This window comes from Dactylosporangium sp. NPDC005555, from assembly GCF_040605635.1.
Taxonomy (GTDB): Bacteria; Actinomycetota; Actinomycetes; order Mycobacteriales; family Micromonosporaceae; genus Dactylosporangium.
This window is the reverse complement of record NZ_JBEXDG010000010.1, coordinates 176,036-194,841: the sequence shown is the minus strand read 5'-3', so window position 1 is coordinate 194,841 and position 18,806 is coordinate 176,036. Positions and strand designations below refer to the sequence as shown.

Below are 18,806 nucleotides of genomic sequence, written 5' to 3'. Positions count from 1 at the left end.
TCGTGCCGGGGCGCCTCCGTCCGTGGCTCAGAGCGTGCCCTCGCGGCGGGCCCGGGTGACACCGAACACGGCGAGGCCGGCCGTGAGGAGACCGCCGAGGCCCATCAGGGCGAGCACCCCGGTCCGCGTGCGGTGGGCGCCGCCGGTGGCCGCCTCGGCGGCGGGCGCGGCGGGGGTACCGTCGGGGAGGCCGAGCAGACCGCCGAAGCCGCCGGTCGTGCCGCGCTGCTGGCCGGCGGTCGCGGGCTGGGCGGTGTCGCGGCCCTTGTCGGCGGTGCTGCCGGTGCCCCTGTCGGTGCCCTTGGTCCGGGGCTTCGAGTCGACGGCGGTCCGTGCCGGCGGGCCGGCCGGGTCGCTGCGGGTGAAGCCCGGGGTGATGATCTTCACGCCCGACCGGGCCTGAGCGGGCTGGGCGGCCACCGACGGCTGGACGGCCGTGGTGGACCGGGCGGTGACGTCGGCGGCGAGCGCCGCCGGGGCGGACGTCTCGCTGGGCTTGGAGACGCCGGCGCCGAGGACCCCGACCGCACGCACGACGAACGTGTAGGTGGTGCCCGCCGCCAGACCCTTCACGGTGCAGCTGGTCGCGGCGTTGGTCGGGGTCTGGCAGGTCCTGGTCCTGTCCTCGACGGCGGTGGCCTCGAAGTGGTCGACGATGCCGGTCGCGCTGACGTCGACGCTCCACGACACGGTCAGCGCCGACGGGCCCGACATGGTGACGGTGACCGCCTTCGGTGGAGCCGGCGGCCCGACCGACACCGGGGCCATCGGCGCCACCGTGCTGTCCGGGTCGGTTGAGCTCGCGGTCCCCGGGCTGCCCGCCGCCGAGCCGGGTGCCGAGCCGTTCGCCGACCCGCTCGCTGAGCCACTTGCCGAGCCGTTCGCCGACGGGTCGCCGGTTGCGGGGCTGGTCGCGGCCGGTGGGGTCGTGGAGGCGATCATGCCGTCGGAGGTGGGCGGGGTCGCCGCGGGTGCCTTGTGCGGGGTCTTCGGCTTGGACCCGGTGCCGACCTTGTTCCGAGCGGCGACCCGGGCGTTCGTCTTGGCCTTCGACTTCGCCCTGGCCTTGGCCTTGCTCGTCCTGCCGGTCTTGGCATCCGCCTTGACGTCGGGCTTGGCGTCGGATCTGGGGGTCGAGCCGGCCTTCGGGCGGGCGGGGACCTTGCCGGCCTTGCGGTCGCCGGCCTGCCGTCCGCCGTCCGCCGCGTGCACGCCGTGCGTCCGCGTCGCCGGGCCGCCGTCCGGGCTGGGACGGTTGAACGCGAACGCCGTGCCGCCGGTCGTGCCGACGACGACGACGCCGACGGCCGCGAGGGCGAGACCGGCCCGGACGGCTCGCCCGGGCCCGAGCAGGCCGCGGCGGGCGGGGCGCGGGGCGGATCTGGTCAGCACGGGAATCGGTCCCCCTCGGGAGCATTCTGGACAATCACCTACTTACGGCAATGTAGTAGTTACGCAGCGTGTCTGGGGTGCATTCGCTCCTGCTGGTGCCAGAGTGAGAGGATCCGTGCTGGTCACCATCGGGTAAAGGACGCAACCCCGGGCCGGTGCCGGTGGTCAGACCAGCATGAGACGCATCGCGCTGGTCGTGGTCCTCGTGCTCGCCGGCTGCGGCGGCACCCCGCAGGGCCCGGCGGTGACCGCGCCGTCCTCCGCGAAGACCGCACAGGCGGCGCCGGGTCCGACCGACCGGCGCTGCGCGGACCCGGAGCTCAACGACAAGCAGGTCGCGTTCCCCGGCACCGGCGGCCACCTGACCGGCCTGCTCCTCGGCACGGGCGGCACGGTGCTCGTCCTGGCGCCGCAGGCGAGCGCCGACGCCTGCTCCTGGCTGTCCTGGGCCAAGCAGGAGGCCGCCGCCGGCTTCCGGGTGCTCGCGTTCGACTTCTCCGGAGAGGGCCGCTCCCAGCGCGGCAGCGGCACCAGGCCCTCCGACGACGTGCTGTCGGCCGTGGCGTACACGCGGACCCTCCAAGGCGTGCGACGGATCGTCCTCGTCGGTGCCTCCCGCGGCGGCACGGCCGTCCTCGTCGCGGCAGCCGCCGCCACCCCGCCGGTCACCGCCGTGGTGAGCCTGTCCGCGCCAGACACCTACGCGGGGGAGGACGCCGCCGCCGCGGTGCCGAAGATCGCGGCGCCGGTGCTGTTCGTCGCCGCGACCGGCGAGTCGTCGTTCGCGGCCGCGGCCCAGACGATGTACGACGCCACCACCGACCCGCGCCGCCGCATCGCCCTCGTCCCGGGCAGCCTGCACGGCACGTCACTGCTCACCATCGCCGCCGACGGCGCCCCGGAAGCGGCGGCAGCGGTCACCGGCTTCCTGGCGGCGAACGCCGCCGCGTAGCCGCGCCGGACCGCCCCGTCGCCGGCGGCCGGGGCGGTCCCGCCATGGTGCTGACCACAGGGCTCTTCGATTCTCGAGATCGGCGGGTGGTGCCGCCGGTAGGCTCGCTGGTGCCGGCTCCCTCCCCCTGGTCTGGACCTCGACCCACCACCCCGGAGGTCTTTGAAGCCATGCACACCGCAGCCTCGACCCCGAACGCCAACTACGGCTATCCGGTCCCCGGTCCGCAGCAGCCGACCGGCCAGGCCGTCATGGACAACGTCTTCTTCGTCGGCGCCGACGACTGGGAGCGCATCCGCGCGCAGGAGCGCTTCGACCACATCGTCATCGGCACCGGCCACTGCGGCCTCGCGTTCGCCGAGCAGGTCCTGCAGCGACGGCCCGACGCCCGGATCTTGATGCTGGAGCGCGGGACGTTCTTCCTCGCCGAGCACTTCCAGAATCTGCCGCTGCCCTACGAGCAGACCCTCGGCGGACTGTCGGAGACCTTCCCGTGGACGCTCTCGTCCCGCACCGTCAACGGTAAGCACATCCGCTGGCAGCACGGCATGGTGCCGTTCGTCGGCGGCCGGTCCATCATGTGGAGCGCATGGTGCCCACGGCCGACGGAGGCGGAGATGGCCGGCTGGCCACGGCCGGTCATCGACGCCGCCCACGAGTACTTCGGGTCCGCGGAGCGCCTCCTCAACGTGGTGTCCGCGAACGACATCGACGGCGGCCCGTCCAACCCGGCCGCAGTGCCGCCGCCCGGCTCCCGGCCGGTCTTCGGCGTGCTGCAGCACCGGCTCACCGAGCGGCTCGGCGCGGAGCTCGGCCGGATCCCGGCCGCGACCCGGGTCATGGCCGCGCCTCTGGCGGTCGGCGCGCCGCAGCTGCACGGGCTGGACTTCGACAAGTTCGCCACGCCCGGGCCGCTGCTCGGTCTCGTCGACAAGCAGCGCAAGCTCGCCGTCGAGGGCCACGGCAGCCCGCTGCACATCCTCACCGACTGCACCGTCCGGCGGGTCGTCTCGCAGGACGGCCGGGCCACCGCCCTGGACACCAGCCGCGGCATGATCACCGTCGGCGACGCCGACGTCGTCCTCGCCATGGGCACGCTGCCGCCGACGACGCTGCTACTCAACTCGTTCCCGCAGCTGCAACGGGCCGGGGAGCGCTTCACCGCGCACTTCATCAGCGCCGTCGTCGCCCGGGTCCCACGGCAGGACTTCCCGTACGCCGACGAGATCGGCGACCTGGAGCTCGGCGCGATCTACCTGGCGGGCCTCGACGAGGGCAGCCAGGGCCAGTTCCACGTGCAGCTGACCGTGCTCGCCGACCGGGACCCGCAGAAGAACGCGCAGACCGCGGCCCGGCACATGCCGGACGTCGTCGCGACCGCCACGCCCGAGCAGCTGCGGTCGTCCACCGACCACGTGGTGTTCGTGTGCGCGGTCCTCGGCGAGCTCGACGCCGACAACCCCGACAACTGGCTGCACCGGCACCCCGACGGCCCGAACGCCGCCGACCCCACCACCAACGTGCTGCTGCAGGTCGTGCAGAACGACCGGGACGGCTCCACGTGGGACACGATGGACACGGCGACGTTCGCGATGCTGGAGGAGGTCCTGTCGGTGAAGGGCCCCGGCCGCGTCGAGTACTGGCACGTCGACCCCGACGGCCGGCACGGCCGCTGGCTGCCGCAACGCCCGTCCACGGAGCAGATCCGGGTCCCGGCGCTGGTCCACGAGGGCTCCACGCTGTGGATCGGCGAGCACGACGACGCGCCCGTCGGCCTGGACTACCGCCCCCGCGGCGTCGGCAACGTCTACGTCACCGGCGGGTCGCTGTGGCCGCGCAGCGGGTCGTGGAACCCGACGATGACGATGGTCGCGCTCGCCCAGCACCTCGCGGACCTGCGCACCGACGAGGCGAAGAACCGGGTCCGCGACCCTTACGGCTCCCTCGAACAGCGGCACACCTCGTACACGATGAGCTGAGACCCTTATCCTGCAACGGTGAACTGGCTCGATGTCATCGGATGGGTCGGATCGGCGGTGCTCGTCTGGTCGCTGTCCCAGGCCCGGCTCCTGCGCCTGCGCGTCCTGAACCTCATCGGGTCCGTCGTCCTGGTCGTCTACAACGCCGCGTTGAGCGTCTGGCCGATGGTCGGCCTCAACGCGGCGATGACCGGCATCAACGCGTTCCACCTGTACCGGATGCACAGGACCCGCCACGACGACGCGACCTACACCGTCGTGCCGGTCGGCACCGACGACACGTTCCTCGCCCACGTGCTGCGCGTGCACTGGGCGGACCTGGCGAAGTTCAACCCGTCGTTCGGCTTCGACGACGCCCCCGGCCGTGCCGCGTTCCTGATCATGCGCGGCGACGAGGTCGTCGGCGTCCTCATCCTGCGGCCCGCGTCCACGGGCGTGGCGCAGATCGAGCTCGACTACGTCACGCAGCGCTTCCGCGATGTCAGCCCCGGCGAGTTCGTCTTCCGCAGCAGCGGCCTGCTCACCGCGCTCGGCTACCACCGCGTCCTGACCCCGCCGGGGATGGTCGCCCCGTACTACGGCCGCCTCGGCTTCCAGCGCACCGGCGACCACTACGAATTGGAGCTCGTCGACTAGTCTTTCCGCCCGGCGCCATTTTCCATGATCCGGAAGAGATGTTGTCGCCCCGGCGACGACAAGTCTTCCGGATCATCGAGAGCCCACCCGAGGTGGCCGGTCAGGACTCGCGGGGGGCGGGGAGGCCGGCGGTCTCGGCGGCGAGGCGGGCGTGGCCGTCGAAGAGGGCGTCGCGGCCGGCCTCGTCGATCCAGTCGAAGTGGCCGAAGGCCTCCAGGGCGGCGAAGCCGTGCAGGGTCGACCAGGCGTGCAGCATGGCCTGGAAGGTCTCCGCGGAGACCGGCACGCCGGTCTGCTGGTGCTTCTGCTCGGCGCACGCGGCGATCGCCGGGTGCACGTCGCGCAGCCGGGGTGGGCCGAGGACGCCCAGCGTGTGGGCCTCCATGAACAGTGATGACAGCTGCGACATCGCCCGCTTGGCGGCCTCGGTGGTCGGGCCGTCGACAGGGGCGTGGTAGCCGGCCACGGGCAGGCCGAGGATCAGCGCGAACTGCTGTGGCTCCTTTCGTGCCCACTGCCGATACGCGCGGGAGACGGCCATGAACCGCCCGCCGACGTCGTCGGTGGCGACCGCGTCGCGGGCCTGTGCCACCACCTCGCCGAGGTCGTTGTACGCGTCGGCGATCAGGGCGCTGAGCAGCTCGTCACGGTCGGCGAAGTAGCGGTAGAGCGCGGGTGGGGTCATCTCCATGGCCCGGGCGATGTCGGCGAAGCGGAAGTCGACGGTGCCCTGCTCGCGCATCAGCCTGAGCGCGGTGAGCTTGATCTCGTCGATGGTTGCCGCGCGTGCCTTCTCCCGCCTGGGTGTGGCCTGCATGTGATGTCCTCCCGGTGACCGTTGCGTTAAGCATCGTTACAGAAGTGAAGGTGCTTGACAAGTGACGTGCCGTCGTGTTGGTTAATAGTCGTAACGCTACTGATGTCCATTCACGGCTGAGCCCAAACCTGAGGCAGGAACCATGACCGACCTCCCAAGCCCCGCGCTCGGACCGCTCGGGCGGCTCGCCCGGGTGGCGTACCGGCGCCGCGGCCGGACCGTCGTCGCGTGGGCCGTCGCGCTCGTCGCGGCCTTCGCGCTCTCCTCGCTCTTCGGCGGCGAGTTCGCCGCCGACTACTCCGCGCCCGGCTCCGACTCCAAGGCCGCGACCGCGCTGCTCGAAGAGCGCTTCACCAGCCAGTCCGGCGCGACCGTCACCGTGGTCGTCCGCGCCGACGACGGCGTCGAGGGCGCCAAGGCCGACGTCCAGGCACTGCTGGCGAAGCTCGCCACCGCCCCGCACGTCACGGGCGTCGCCGACCCGTTCGCCGCCCCCGGCGGGATCTCCGCCGACGGTCGCACGGCGGTCGCCGACCTGCGCCTGGACGTCGTCAACCCCGACGACATGCCGGTCGAGGACAGCCAGCACCTCATGGACATCGCGAGCGAGGCCGGCCGGGACGGGCTGACGTTCGCCCTCGGCGGGCAGAGCATCCAGCGCGCCGAGCAGGGCGAGATCGGCTCCGAGGGCATCGGCCTGGCCGCCGCCATCATCATCCTGCTGCTCATGTTCGGCTCCGTGGTCGCCGCCGGCCTGCCGGTCGTCGTCGCCGTCGCCGGGCTCGCCGTCAGCGCCACGCTCACCGGGGTGCTGATCCGCTTCGTCGACGCGCCCGACTGGTCCACGTCGCTGGCCACCATGATGGGCATCGGCATCGGCATCGACTACGTGCTGCTCATGGTTACCCGCTTCCGCGAGTGGCGGGCCGCCGGCCTGGAGCCGGAGGCGGCGACCGTCGCGACGCTGGACACCGCGGGCCGCTCCGTCATGGTTGCCGGCAGCACCGTCATCGTCAGCATGCTCGGCCTGTTCGCGATGGGCCTGTCGTTCATGCGCGGCGCCGCGCTCGTCACCATCCTCGGCGTCCTCGTCACCCTCGTCGCCAGCGTCACGCTCTTCCCGGCGCTGCTCGGCTACCTCGGCAGGCACGTCGACCGGCTGCGGCTCCCGCTCGGCAAGGGGGCGACCGTCACCGTCGCCGCCGGCGGGCACGTCGAGCCCGGCCGCGGCTGGCTGCGCTGGAGCGGCCTCGTCCAGCGGCACCGCTTCGTGTCCGCGCTGCTCGGCGTCGCGATCCTGCTCGCGCTCGCCGCGCCGTTCCTCGGTGTCCGGTTCGGCTTCCCCGACGCGGGCAACAACCGCGCCGAGACCACCACCCGGCAGGCCTACGACATGGTCGCCGAGGGCTTCGGCGCCGGCGCCAACGGCCCGCTCGTCCTCGCCGTCGAGCTGCCCCGCGCCGGTGACCGCACCGCGCTGGACAAGCTCGCCGCCGCGCTGCCCGGCGTCGACGGCGTGGCCGCGGCGATGCCCGCGCAGGTCAACCAGGACGGCACCACCGCCGTCGTCACCGTCCTGCCGCGGACCGGCCCGCAGGACGCCCGCACCGGGGACCTCGTCGAGCGGCTCCGCGAGCTCCTGCCGCAGACCCTCGCCGGCACCGGCGCGACCGTCCACGTCGGCGGCATGACCGCCACCGCCATCGACAGCACCGCCAACATCGCCCGGCGCATCCCGCTGCTCATCGGCGGCGTGGTGATCCTGTCCATGCTGCTGCTCCTGGTGTCCTTCCGCAGCGTCGCGGTGGCCCTGAAGGCCGCGGTGATGAACCTGCTGTCGGTCGCCGCGGCGTACGGCGTGGTCGCGCTCGTCCTGCAGGGCGGCTGGGCCGGCCGGCTGGTCGGCATCGACACCGAGACCCCGCTCCCGGCGTTCGTGCCGGTCCTGATGTTCGCGGTCCTGTTCGGCCTGTCGATGGACTACGAGGTGTTCCTCGTCAGCCGGATGCGCGAGGTCTGGACCCGGACCGGCGACAGCGGCCGTGCCGTCACCGACGGCCTGGCCGGCACCGCCCGCGTCATCACCGCCGCGGCCGCCATCATGATCGCGGTGTTCGCCGCGTTCATCCCGAGCCCCGACCTGGTCCTGAAGGTCATCGGCGTGGGCATGGCCGCCGCGATCCTCCTCGACGCGACCGTCGTCCGGCTCCTGCTGGTGCCCGCCGTGATGCACATCCTCGGCCGGGCCAACTGGTGGATGCCGGCATGGCTGGTCCGGGCCCTGCCCGAGCTGCACGTCGAGGGCAAGGCCCAGGACCACCTGCCCGCCGAGCACAAGGAGCTCGTCTCCGCCTGACCGCCGCAAGCCCCCGTGACCCTGCCCGGGTCACGGGGGCTTCAGCCTTTGGTGGAGCCGAGCGACAGTCCGGCGATGAACTGTTTCTGCAGGGCGATGTAGACGATCAGGGTGGGGATCGCGGCGATCAGGGCGGCCGCGGCGATCATGTTCTGGTTCGCGACGAACTGGCCTTGCAGGTTCGCCAGGGCCGACGTCACCGGGCGCTTGTCGCCGGTGGAGATCAGCGTGATCGCCCAGAAGAAGTCGTTGTAGATCCACGTCGTCAGCAGCGTCGCCAGGGCGGCCAGGGCCGGCCGGCACAGGGGGAGCGTCAGCCGCCAGAACCGGGTCCACACGCCGGCGCCGTCGACGACGGCGGCCTCGTCGAGCTCGTGCGGCAGCGCCTTCATGTAGTTGGACAGGACGAAGACGCAGAAGCCGAGCTGGAACGCGACGTTGATGGCGATGAGGCCGACGTACGAGTTGTACATCAGGCCGCTCTCGCTGATCCAGTGCGGCAGGGGAACGGCGAGGTACAGGCGGAACAGCGGCGTGATGATGACCTGTTGCGGCAGCAGGTTCCCGGCGGTGAACAGGACCAGCAGCGCGATGTTCCACCGGAACCGCAGCCGCGACACCACATAGGCGAACGACGACGCCAGGAACAGCGTCAGCAGCACCGCCGGTACCGTCACAATCAGCGAATTCATGAAAAAGCGCCACATGTCGGATTGGGTCCACGCGGCGCGGAAGTTGTCCAGCGTCAGGCGGTCCGGCAGCGAGACGTAGCCGTGCGCGTTCGTGTCGGCGATCGGCCGCAGCGCCACGTACAGCGAGAACAGCACCGGCGTGAGCCACACCGCGATCATCACGATCATGAAGATCTGCGAGGCGACCCGGAAGGACCTCGTCACGAGCGGGCCTCCTCGCGGCGGAACGCCTGGAACAGGAAGATCGTGATCGGCACGAGCGAGATGACGAGCAGGATCACGCCGAGGGTGGAGCCGAAGCCGATCCGCTGCGTCTCGCCGACGATGTTCTGCGTGACGGCGACCGACAGCAGTTCGAGGCCTTTGAGCGGGTTGCCGCCGGAGGTGATGTACACCAGGTCGAAGGCGCGCAGGGACTCGATGACGGTGACGACCATGACGACGATGTTGATGGGCCGCATCGCGGGGAACACGACCCGCCAGAAGGTCTGCCAGGCGTTCGCGCCGTCCGTCAGCGCCGCCTCGCGCAGCGCCGGGTCCACGGCCTTCAGACCGGCGAGGTAGAGGATCATGACGTAGCCGGCCTGCCGCCAGCTCGCCTCGACCAGCAGCGCCCACAGGTTGAGCGACGGGTCGCCGAGCCAGTCGATGAGGTTGTCGTCGCCGGTACGGCCGAGCACCGAGTTGATCAGTCCGTAGTTGGGGGAGTAGATGAGCTCCCAGATGATCCCGATCAGGGCCAGGGAGAGCATCACGGGCAGGAACAGGATGCTCTGGTAGATCCGGGAGCCGCGGATCCCCCGGTCGATGACGACGGCGAACAGCATCCCGAGCGGCGTCGCGAAGCACACGAAGACCAGCAGCCAGATGATGTTGTGCTGCACCGCCGGCCAGAAGTCGGGGTACGTGGTGAACGCCTGCTCGTAGTTGCGCACCCCGTTGAGGCAGCCGGGCTGCGGGATGCCCGGCGCCGACGGCAGCGAGTCGCAGGACTGCAACCGCACACCGCCGACGCCGGTCCATTTCGTGAACGACAGCCCGACCGAAGCCAGGGTCGGCCCCCAGATGAGGGCGGCCTCCAGCACCAGGGGCACCCCGAGCATGGCGGCGACGACCAGGCCGTCGCGGCGGGTCAAGGTCCTCACTTGGTGAAGATCGTCTTCGCCTGGTCCTCCGCGCTCTTCAGGATGGAGGTGACCGTGGCCGGACTCGGGTCGTCGATGAACGTCTGGATCAGCTTGATCATCGCCGTGGCCATGTCCGGCACGGTGTCGCGGTCCATGAACTGCGACACGTTCTTGCACTTGGCGATCTCGGCGACGGACTTCTTCTGGATCTCGTTGTACGTCGGTGCGACGAGCCCGTTGGCGAGGCCGACGTCCCAGTGGTCGTTCTGCAGGAAGTTCGTCTCCGCCTCGCCGGTGCCGATGTACTGCAGGACGGTCTTCGCCGCGGCCGAGTTCCTGCCCTTCTTCGGCAGGATGAACCCGTCGGTCGGCGCGTCCATGAAGTCCTGCCCGTAGGCGGGGTTGATCGCCGGGTAGACGAAGAAGTCGAGGTCGGCGAGGTTGCCCGGGGCGTAGTTCGCGGCGACCTGGTTCGAGCCCTGGAACATCATCCCGGCCTGCTTGTTCTCCAGCGTCTTCGCCGCGTCCTGCCAGGTGCGGCCGTTGGCGCCGTTCTGCACGTACGGCATGAGCTGCCGCCACTGGTCGAACACCGCGGCGACCTTCGGGTCGGTCCACGGGACCTCGTGCTTCATGAGCTGCATGTGGAAGTCGTAGCCGTTGATCCGCAGGTTCAGGATGTCGAACGTGCCCAGGGCCGGCCAGCCGTCCTTCTCGGCGAACGCGACCGGGATCAGCCCGTCGGTCTTCATCTTCTGGCACAGGGCGATGAACGCGTCCCAGGTGGTCGGCACCTGGTAGCCCTTCGCGGCGAAGACGCTCTTGTTGTAGAACACGACCCACGGGTAGTTGTACAGCGGCACCAGATAGTAGTGCCCGTCGATGCCCTTGGAGAGGTTCTTCGCGGCGTCGTTGAAGGTGCCGCCGATCTTCTCCCACACGTCGTCGATCGGGGTCAGCAGGCCCTGCGCGGCGAAGAACTGCAGCCGGTATCCGGCGAACCAGGTCGCCAGGGAGTCCGGCGTGCCCTGCAGATAGCTGCTGATGTTGTTCTGGAACGTGTTGTGGTCGGTGGTGTTGACGGTGATCGGCACCTTCGTCGCCGACGTCGCGGCCGCGCACAGCGCCGCGAACGCCTGCTTGGTGGCGTCGTCGGAGTAGTTGGAGCCGAACGTGATCGGGTCGGTCGGGGCGCCGGAGTCGGCGGTCTTCCCGTCGTCATCGCCGCACGCGGCGAGGAGCGTGGGTGCGGTGAGGAGCGCCGACGTGGCGGCGAGACCCTTGAGTGCGGAGCGGCGGGACAGTCGGGCGTCTGGCATGTTCGCCTCCTGGCGGGATTCGGCGAAAAAGCAACAACTTCCAACGTGGATGCTCACAAGCCATCACAGCAAAGCCGGTCGATGTGACAGTTGTCAAGCATCGATCAACATCACACGACAACCGGGCCGGTGGGTACCGCTACCTATCCGTGGGGCTACGGCCGCTCGTGGGGCCGGTCGTGAAGTCCCGCCAGGCCTGGACGACGCCGGGGAAGTCGGCGTGGCCGGCGTCGGCCAGGTGCAGCAGCTTGTGCCTGGCCAGGGCCATCCCGAGCCGGACCCCGTCGTACAGGTGGGTGCCGCCCCCGCCGGCGAGCGCGACGAGGACCCCGGCGGCGTAGACGTCGCCGGCCCCGGTCGCGTCCACGACCCGATCCGCGGTCAGCGCCTCCTGCGGGTGGAAGCGGGCCCGCAGCAGCGGACCGGACCGGGTGAACGTGGTGACCCCCGCGGGCCGCTTCACGTGCACGACCCGGCCGGGCCGGCCGGCGCGCAGGATCCGGTCCGCGGCCCACGTGTCGTCGCCGGTCGTGCCGAGCGCCCGCAGCTCGCGTTCGTTGAGCAGGACGTGATCGGCCGTCGTCGCGAGGGCGGCGATCGGGGCGCCGCCGGTGCCCGCCCACACGTGCCCCGGGTCGAACGTCAGCACCGTCTCCGGGCTGCGGTCCCGGACCGCGGCGAGGACGTCGGCGAGGACCGCCGGCGTCCGCGGGTCCAGGAACGACGTCACGTGCACGATCCTGGCCGCCGACAGGTATTCCACGACCGCGTCGAACTCGACCTCCAGGTGCGCGGCCATCCGGTCGTTCGCACCAGGGTGGACGAGCAGCGTCCGCTCGCCGTCCTCGACCAGCGACAGGCACACGCCGCTGAGCTCGCCGGGCTCCTCGCGCAGCAGCGCGGTGTCGACGCCGGCCTTCCGCAGCCGCTCCGCGACCGGGGTGCCGGGCACCGGCAGCCGCCCGGCGACGCCCACGTATCCGAGCCGCAGCCCGACGCCGGTCCGCGCGAGGGCGGCGACCGTGTTGTACGCGGACCCACCGACAGCGTTCCGGACGGCGGCGGCGTGGACCGTCCGCATCGCCGCGTCCACCGTGGCGGCGCCGACCCGGCACTCGGCGCCCCAGTCGACGGCGCCGCGCAGCAGGGACCGCGCGGCCGGCGAGACCGGGGCGATGGAGTCGAGATTGAGCGCCCCGACCCCGACGACGTCGAACCTGAACCCCACCCGGCTCCTCAGCTCACCACGGCGACAGACGCGGCGGCCTCGACCGTGACCCGCTCCATCTCCAGGGCGAGGGCCTGGATGTCGGCGGGTGGGAGCCGGTGCGTGTCCGCGCAGATCGACACGTCGACGGCGTCCGGTGCGGCGTCGACGCTGATGTTGAGCGCGGCGTCGAGCACCTCGACCTTCCGGCTCCACCAGCTCTTCGACAACGGCAACGCCGCCGTGACCTGATGCGGTGACGGCGGTGCCGCGGGCTGCGGCGCGCCGTCACGGGTCCTGCGGTCGTTGACGATGATCGAGAAGTCTACGTCGCCACGGTCGGCCCGCACCCGCTCCAGCAGGGCGGTCAGCGCGAGCGGGTCGAAGTGCCCGTGCATGTACGCGTTCGTCGCCGCGGTCCAGGCCCGGCCGACGACCTCGTCGAACGTCGCGCCGGCCACGTCGACCGCGCAGATGCTCAGCTGCGCGAGCTGGCTGACCGAGTCGGCGCAGCCGGGCCGGAACCTGTTGCTCACCACGAGCTGGGCGACGCTCGGGTTGTGCCCCGTCAGCCCGGCCAGGGCGACGGCGTAGGCGGCGAGGACCACGTAGCCGACGCCGGCGCCGGTGCGGTGCGCGATCACCTGCATCGCCAGGTGCATGGCCGGCGAGCGGTGGGTGATCTCCCAGTACCGCGGCTCGTGCGGTTCGTCGGACGCGCGGAACCGTTGCGCCGGGATCGCCCGCAGGATCTGCTCCCAGTGCCGCAGCGACTTGTCGCTCTGCCGCCGCCCCGCCGCGGTCGCCTGCTTCGCCGCCGTCTCCAGCGGGGTCAGGCCCGGCACCGGCGCGGTCGTCGTCCCGGTCGCCGGGTCGAGGTTGGCCATGTCCCGGACGATCGCGTCGATGCCGAAGCCGTCGACGGCGACGTGGCAGTAGATCACGACCACGTGCGTCACCCGGCCGTCGTGCCGCACGACACCCATGCGCACGGGCCACTCGGTCTCGTAGGCGAAGGGGGCTTCCTCGTAGCGGCGGCGCAGCTCCTCGGCGACCGCGGCCGGGTCCTCGTCGGCGTCGACGACGTCGAGCGGCACCTCGCCGGCCGCCGACACGACCTGGGTGACCCCGCCGCCCTCGAACCGCAGCCTGGTCCGCAGCGCCTGGTGGCGGCTCACCAGATACCGCAGCAGCGTCTGCATGTCGTGCACCGTCGTGCCCGCCGGCATCGGCACGGTCCCGCCGATGTTCATGCTCAGGCCCGTGTCGCGCATGGTCTGCCAGATCCCGAGCTGCGCCCACGTCAGGTCGGCGGTCCCGGCACCCTCACCGCGGAACGGCACGAGGACGCGATGTGTTGTGCTACTGCCCATTCGCAATGGTTCCCTTCGACGACCGCCCATGGAAATTGTCGGCGTGCATCCGAAGAAGTCAATGGCCTGAACCGGCGTCCCGCCGGGCGCCCCGGCACGGGGTGACGCGACGGCGCGGAGCCTGGCACACTTGTCGCCATGTTGCGGGGAATGCGATGGGTTGTCGTGCCGGCGATGGCATTTGTGGCGATTGTGGCGCTGCCCTCGGCGGCCGTCGCCTCACCGGCGGGCGGCTCCCGTGCCGCCTCCTTCATGTCCGAGCTGACCCTGCGCGACCTGACCCTCATGGTCGCGGGCGTCGGCGTCCTCGGCGTGCTCCTGATCGTCATCGGCATCCTGGGCCTGCGCCGCTCCCGCGCCGCCCGCCGCGCGTCCATCTCCCCCTGAGCGAGCAGCTGCGCCGTCCGTGAGGTCGGCGGCGGTGGGGAGGGCGGTGCGGGCGCCGACGGCGCGGGTGGCGAGGGCGCCCGCGACGCACGCGAGCCGCACCGCCTCCTCCAACGACCTGTCCGTGTCCAGGGCCCACGCGAGCGCGGCGCAGAAGGCGTCGCCGGCGCCGGTGGTGTCGACCGCGCGGACCGGGTGAGCCGGGACGTCGACCGTGCCGCCGGCGCGGTGCACGCGGCAGCCGGCGGCGCCGAGCGTCACCACGACCGCGCCCACGCCGGCGGCGAGCAGGTCTGCGGGCGCGCCGAGGACGGCGAGCTCATGCTCGTTGGGGACGAGGACGTCGACGTCCTCCAACAGCGACGGCGGCAGCTGTACCGCGGGCGCCGGGTTCACCACGACGGTCCAACCGGCCGCCCGGGCGAGACGGGCGGCCGCCGCCACCGTGTCCAGGGGCACCTCGAGGCTGGCCAGGAGCACCCCTGGCGGGCCGGTCGGCAGGGTCACGTCGGCGGGGGACAGGTTGGCGTTCGCGCCCGGCACGACGGTGATCGCGTTCTCGCCGTCGGCGGCGACCAGGACGACGGCGAGCCCGGTGGGTGCCGCGTCCCGGACGACCGCGGCGTCCACCCCGGGCAGTGAGCCCGGGTCGAAGCCGGCGCCGACCCTGGCCGCGAGGCGGACGGCACCCCCGAGGCGGGCGACGGCCACGGCCTGGTTGCCGCCCTTGCCGCCGTGCCCGGTCGACGAGCGGGCGGCGATGACGGTCTCGCCGGGCGCCGCGATGCGCGGGGTCTCGATCACCAGGTCGACGTTCACGGCACCCACCACGAGGACGGTCACCCAGCGATCATCCACCCCCGCGAGCGCCGGGGTCACGCCCGGCGGGGGCGGGTCGTCCGCCCGGCGGGGCCGGGTCGTCGATCCCTGCGAGCGCAGGCCGGCCCGCGGCCACCCGGGCCGGCCGTCTCGCTTCCGGTGAGCTTGTGCGATCGCATGCTTCGCTTCCGGTAACACCAGTCTCAGCAATGCACACGCGCACGCGGGCGCGAACCGCCGCAACACCACCCGATCGATGGGACCTATCCCACCTTGAGTCCTCCGACGGTGGCGGCGAGGTCACCGGTGAGCCGATCCAGGTGGGCGGTCATCTCCTTCGCCCGGAGGACGTCGCGTGCGCCTCCCGGCGTTCGCCGGCGCCGGCGATCTCCGCGGCGTCTCCTGGGCCACCGGGCGCGGAACCAGAGGTTCGCGGTGCCGTCGCCGGAATGTGACCCGCGGCACGCGCCGCATTCCCGCTCCGCGTACTTCTACCTACGAATTGTCGTTGATCAATGGTCGGCTGGGCGCATGACCAGTGAATCCACGCACGCGGTGGTCCTCGGCGCCAGCATCGCCGGGCTCCTCGCCGCCCGCGCGTTGAGCGACACCTTCGACACCGTGACCGTCCTCGACCGTGACGACCTCGCCGGCACCGGCGTCCGCAAGGGCGTGCCGCAGGGCCGCCACGCCCACATGCTGTTCGCCAAGGGCCGTGAGGTCCTCGAGGACCTGTTCCCGGGCCTCACCGACGAGCTCGTCGCCGCCGGCGCGCTCACCGTCGACATCCACAACGGCTTCGCCTGGCACAACGGCCCGCGGCCGATGGCCCGCGCCGCCTCCGACCTGATCGTCCTCGCCGTCAGCCGCCCCGCGCTGGAGGACTACCTGCGCGCCCGCGCCGGCAAACTCGCGGGCGTCGAGATCCGCGGCGGCCTCGAAGCGACCGGCCTGCTGCACGCACCCGCCGCCGGCACCGTCACGGGGGTCCGTGTCGTCGTGATGGGCGCCGGACCCGGTGGTGCCACCCAGGACCTGCGCGCGGACCTCGTCGTCGACGCCACCGGCCGCGGCAACCGGGGCACCACCTGGCTGACCGAGCTCGGCTACACCCCACCGGAGCAGGACAGCGTCATGGCCGGTGTCGTGTACGCCACCCGCGAGTACGAGCGCGGCCCCCTCGCCGGCGGCATGCTCGGCGTGCTCACCGGCGTGACACCGGAGTACCCGTTCGGCGCGGCGCTGCTGCCGATGGAGGGCGACCGGTGGATCCTCACCCTCGCCGGGTTCGGCGACGACCCCCCGCCCACCGACGAGGCCGGCTTCGCCGCCTACGCGACCCGCCTGCCGATCGACGACCTCGCCGAGGTGGTGCACCGGTCCCGCCCGCTCGGCCCCGCACGGCAGTTCCGGATCCCGGCGAGCGTGCGCCGGCGGTACGAGCGGATCCCCGGCCATCCGGAGGGGTTCCTCGCGTTCGGCGACGCCATCTGCGCCTTCAACCCGATCTACGGGCAGGGCATGACCGTCGCCGCCCTCGAGGCCGTCGAGCTGCGGGCGGCGCTGGAAGGCGGGCTCGCCGGGCTGCCGCGGCGGTTCTACGCGAAGGCCGCGACGGTGATCGACACGCCGTGGGACATGGCGGTCGGCGGCGACCTCACGTTCCCCTCGGTGCCCGGGAAGCGGACCGCGAAGGTGAAGTTCTTCAACTGGTACATCGCGAAACTGCTGCACGCGGCGGAGACGTCGCCGGAGGTCGCGGTCGCGTTCCACCGCACCGTCAACCTGACCGCGCCGCCGGAGACCCTCTTCGCGCCCGCGATCCTGCGCCGCGTGTTCTTCCCCGGTCGTCGCTCGTAGACGTCGGTTCTCCCTGGTCGTCTTTCGTGGACGTCGGTTCTTTCCCGGTCGTCGCTCGTGGACGTCAGCCGAACGCGCGGATCGTGCGGTCGCCGACGAGCACGAGCCGGCCGGCGGCGAGCATGAGCTCGGCGGACGTGTCGTCGTACGCGGCGAGCCGGAGCCGCCGCACGACGTGCCCGTCGGCGGCGCGCAGCACGACGAGCTCGGTGAACTCCGACTCCGGGGTGAAGTTGCCGTGCCGCACCGCCGCGTACACGTGCCCGCCGCCGCTGACGAGCGCCGCGTGCGACGCGTTGTATTCGTAGCCCGGCAGCGCCAGGGGAGTGGACCAGGCGGCGGCGCCGGACTCCGGGTCGTAGCGGCGGACGGTGCCGGTGAGCCCGTAGCCGAACAGCGCGCCGCCGCCGGCGGACAGGCCGTCGACCCACTCGTCGGCGGCCTGGGCACCCCGGCACCAGCGGACCGCGCCCGTCCCCGGGTGCAGCGAGCACAGCGCGTCGTCGCCGGCGCCCGCGGCCAGCAGCGACCCGCGGTGCCCGACGAGCGAGAAGCCCGGCCGGGCCCGGGTCCACAGGCGGATGCCCGTCCTGACGTCGAACGCGAACAGCAGGCTCGCCCCGCCGCTGCCGTCACCGGTCCCGCGGACCGGCCCGTAGGCGCCCTGCACGACGGTGTCGCCCTGCACGGCCGGTGCGCCGCCCGCGTCGCCCTCCACCGCGCCGGTCCAGGCGAGGGTGCCGTTGCGGACGCGGTACGCGCGCAGATGATGGCCCGTGCACAGCTCCCGGCACTTCGGCCCGCTGGTGACCAGCACGTGCCCGCCGGCGACGGTGAAGGGCAGGATCGCCTCGTCGTCCGGCAGCGTCACCTCCCACCTGCGGTTGCCGCCACGGTCGTACGACGCGAGCCGGCTCCGCGTGCCGTCGGCGTCGAGGCTGCGGACGTACAGGGCGCCGTCGACGTCGGCGAGCTGCAGCGGGCGGCGGCCGTGCAGGGTGCCCACGACGGACACGGCGCCGGTGCGCACGTCGAAGCGGCGCAGCGCGCCCTTGCCGTAGGCGACGGTGAGCTTGCCGCCGGCGATCGCCGCACTGCCGACGGAGTCGTCGCCGCCCGCCTGCCGCTGCCACACCTGGCGCCGCACGTCGAGCTTGCCGACGCCGGACTGGTAGTTGTCGTTGGCGGCGCCCCCACCGTGCTGCGGCCAGTTGCCGGGGGTGGCCGCCGCCGCGGGACCGGCTCCGAGGCCGGCGACGAGCGCCGCGACGCACGCGATCCTGCTGATCATGGGATCAGCGAACCAGGGTGAGGTTGCAGGGTGGTGAGAACCGCCGCACCTCACCTGTCCGTGTGGCCGCCGACCAGCGGCGCGTGCCATCATCGAGGCGTGGCGGCGCGGGCACCGTGTCGTCCCGGACGAGTCACGTCGTACCCGGCCCGACAAGACGACGTGGTGCCCGGGAGTGTGCCATGTTCGTCCAGATCCTCGGTTCCCTGTGCGTCCTGCTGCCCTTCGTGCTCGTGCAGCTCGGCAGGTGGTCGTCCACGTCGCGCCGGTACGTGTGGCTCAACCTCATCGGCTCCGCCACCCTCGCGGTCGAGGCGGCCATCGGTCACGACTGGGGATTCCTGCTGCTGGAGAGCGTGTGGGCGATCGTGTCCCTGCGCTCCCTGCTGCGGTCCCGTCCGGACGAAGCGCGTGACGCGGCCGGCGCCTCGAGCGTCGCCGTCGGTGAATGAGCGCCGCGTCGCCGGCTCGGATCGGTGCGGCGTTCCGCACCGCTCCGTAGGCCCCGGAGATCCGCAAGCGGCGGGCAACTTCCACGCAGCCGAGGCGTGCCACCGGCGAGCGGCAACGCGACCATCGGCACGGCCGACGCGTGAGCC

At 72.3% G+C, this 18,806-nt stretch carries 15 protein-coding genes and 1 riboswitch; of the genes, 6 read left to right on the top strand and 9 right to left on the bottom strand.

Annotation, left to right across the window (positions count from 1 at the left end; all coding sequences use genetic code 11):
* Positions 1 to 27: 27 nt before the first annotated feature.
* On the bottom strand, positions 28 to 1,392 hold the full coding sequence (locus tag ABZS58_RS14515; RefSeq protein ID WP_354781373.1) for a fibronectin type III domain-containing protein: 1,365 nt from the start codon (positions 1,390 to 1,392) through the stop codon (positions 28 to 30).
* A gap of 175 nt (positions 1,393 to 1,567) precedes the next feature.
* On the opposite strand from ABZS58_RS14515, the gene ABZS58_RS14510 reads away from it, so the two are divergent.
* From ABZS58_RS14510 to ABZS58_RS14500, 3 genes are all read left to right on the top strand, one after another.
* A complete protein-coding gene (locus tag ABZS58_RS14510; RefSeq protein WP_354781371.1) occupies positions 1,568 to 2,344 on the top strand; it encodes an alpha/beta fold hydrolase in 777 nt (258 codons plus the stop codon).
* Between the two features lie 170 nt (positions 2,345 to 2,514).
* Positions 2,515 to 4,323, top strand: coding sequence for a GMC oxidoreductase (locus tag ABZS58_RS14505; RefSeq protein ID WP_354781369.1), 1,809 nt, complete (start codon positions 2,515 to 2,517; stop codon positions 4,321 to 4,323).
* Positions 4,324 to 4,341: 18 nt separating this feature from the next.
* Entirely contained in the window at positions 4,342 to 4,959 is a 618-nt protein-coding gene (locus ABZS58_RS14500) for a YgjV family protein (RefSeq protein ID WP_354781367.1), read from the top strand.
* Between the two features lie 100 nt (positions 4,960 to 5,059).
* Here ABZS58_RS14500 and ABZS58_RS14495 read toward each other — a convergent pair whose 3' ends face one another.
* Positions 5,060 to 5,776: a TetR/AcrR family transcriptional regulator gene (locus ABZS58_RS14495; protein WP_354781365.1), complete on the bottom strand. Its 717-nt coding sequence runs from the start codon at positions 5,774 to 5,776 to the stop codon at positions 5,060 to 5,062.
* Positions 5,777 to 5,918: 142 nt separating this feature from the next.
* Here ABZS58_RS14495 and ABZS58_RS14490 point away from each other — a divergent pair, with 142 nt between their 5' ends.
* Positions 5,919 to 8,132, top strand: coding sequence for an MMPL family transporter (locus ABZS58_RS14490; protein ID WP_354781363.1), 2,214 nt, complete (start codon positions 5,919 to 5,921; stop codon positions 8,130 to 8,132).
* A gap of 41 nt (positions 8,133 to 8,173) precedes the next feature.
* On the opposite strand, the gene ABZS58_RS14485 is transcribed toward ABZS58_RS14490, so the two are convergent.
* The 6 genes from ABZS58_RS14485 to ABZS58_RS14460 form a co-directional block, all read right to left on the bottom strand.
* Positions 8,174 to 9,028 (bottom strand): carbohydrate ABC transporter permease, encoded by an 855-nt coding sequence (locus tag ABZS58_RS14485; RefSeq protein ID WP_354781361.1) that lies wholly within the window; start codon positions 9,026 to 9,028, stop codon positions 8,174 to 8,176.
* Positions 9,025 to 9,969: a sugar ABC transporter permease gene (locus tag ABZS58_RS14480; RefSeq protein WP_354781359.1), complete on the bottom strand. Its 945-nt coding sequence runs from the start codon at positions 9,967 to 9,969 to the stop codon at positions 9,025 to 9,027. Before ABZS58_RS14480 ends, ABZS58_RS14485 begins: the two co-directional genes overlap by 4 nt.
* Positions 9,966 to 11,270 (bottom strand): ABC transporter substrate-binding protein, encoded by a 1,305-nt coding sequence (locus ABZS58_RS14475; RefSeq protein WP_354781357.1) that lies wholly within the window; start codon positions 11,268 to 11,270, stop codon positions 9,966 to 9,968. Before ABZS58_RS14475 ends, ABZS58_RS14480 begins: the two co-directional genes overlap by 4 nt.
* Positions 11,271 to 11,409: 139 nt before the next feature.
* Positions 11,410 to 12,498, bottom strand: a complete 1,089-nt coding sequence (locus ABZS58_RS14470; protein WP_354781355.1) for a carbohydrate kinase family protein — start codon at positions 12,496 to 12,498, stop codon at positions 11,410 to 11,412.
* Between the two features lie 8 nt (positions 12,499 to 12,506).
* A complete protein-coding gene (locus tag ABZS58_RS14465; RefSeq protein ID WP_354781353.1) occupies positions 12,507 to 13,850 on the bottom strand; it encodes a condensation domain-containing protein in 1,344 nt (447 codons plus the stop codon).
* A gap of 219 nt (positions 13,851 to 14,069) precedes the next feature.
* Positions 14,070 to 15,080 carry a ribokinase gene (locus tag ABZS58_RS14460; RefSeq protein ID WP_354781351.1) on the bottom strand — a complete coding sequence of 337 codons (1,011 nt, stop codon included), beginning with the start codon at positions 15,078 to 15,080 and terminating at the stop codon, positions 14,070 to 14,072.
* A 507-nt stretch (positions 15,081 to 15,587) separates the two neighbouring features.
* Here ABZS58_RS14460 and ABZS58_RS14455 point away from each other — a divergent pair.
* Positions 15,588 to 16,916, top strand: coding sequence for an FAD-dependent monooxygenase (locus ABZS58_RS14455; protein WP_354781349.1), 1,329 nt, complete (start codon positions 15,588 to 15,590; stop codon positions 16,914 to 16,916).
* A gap of 64 nt (positions 16,917 to 16,980) precedes the next feature.
* Here ABZS58_RS14455 and ABZS58_RS14450 read toward each other — a convergent pair whose 3' ends face one another.
* On the bottom strand, positions 16,981 to 18,207 hold the full coding sequence (locus ABZS58_RS14450; RefSeq protein WP_354781347.1) for a PQQ-binding-like beta-propeller repeat protein: 1,227 nt from the start codon (positions 18,205 to 18,207) through the stop codon (positions 16,981 to 16,983).
* Between the two features lie 99 nt (positions 18,208 to 18,306).
* Positions 18,307 to 18,374, top strand: a riboswitch (guanidine-III (ykkC-III) riboswitch).
* Between the two features lie 15 nt (positions 18,375 to 18,389).
* On the opposite strand from ABZS58_RS14450, the gene ABZS58_RS14445 reads away from it, so the two are divergent.
* Entirely contained in the window at positions 18,390 to 18,659 is a 270-nt protein-coding gene (locus ABZS58_RS14445) for a hypothetical protein (RefSeq protein WP_354781345.1), read from the top strand.
* Positions 18,660 to 18,806 lie beyond the last annotated feature (147 nt).

What these genes read in the sequence shown, in the direction of transcription:
- ABZS58_RS14505 (WP_354781369.1), top strand. Translation starts at nt 2,515, where the DNA reads ATGCACACCGCAGCCTCGACCCCGAACGCCAACTACGGCTATCCGGTC.
- ABZS58_RS14455 (WP_354781349.1), top strand. Translation starts at nt 15,588, where the DNA reads ATGACCAGTGAATCCACGCACGCGGTGGTCCTCGGCGCCAGCATCGCC.
- ABZS58_RS14445 (WP_354781345.1), top strand. Translation starts at nt 18,390, where the DNA reads ATGTTCGTCCAGATCCTCGGTTCCCTGTGCGTCCTGCTGCCCTTCGTG.
- ABZS58_RS14465 (WP_354781353.1), bottom strand. Translation starts at nt 13,850, where the DNA reads ATGGGCAGTAGCACAACACATCGCGTCCTCGTGCCGTTCCGCGGTGAG.
- ABZS58_RS14450 (WP_354781347.1), bottom strand. Translation starts at nt 18,207, where the DNA reads ATGATCAGCAGGATCGCGTGCGTCGCGGCGCTCGTCGCCGGCCTCGGA.
- ABZS58_RS14490 (WP_354781363.1), top strand. Translation starts at nt 5,919, where the DNA reads ATGACCGACCTCCCAAGCCCCGCGCTCGGACCGCTCGGGCGGCTCGCC.
- ABZS58_RS14475 (WP_354781357.1), bottom strand. Translation starts at nt 11,270, where the DNA reads ATGCCAGACGCCCGACTGTCCCGCCGCTCCGCACTCAAGGGTCTCGCC.
- ABZS58_RS14510 (WP_354781371.1), top strand. Translation starts at nt 1,568, where the DNA reads ATGAGACGCATCGCGCTGGTCGTGGTCCTCGTGCTCGCCGGCTGCGGC.
- ABZS58_RS14495 (WP_354781365.1), bottom strand. Translation starts at nt 5,776, where the DNA reads ATGCAGGCCACACCCAGGCGGGAGAAGGCACGCGCGGCAACCATCGAC.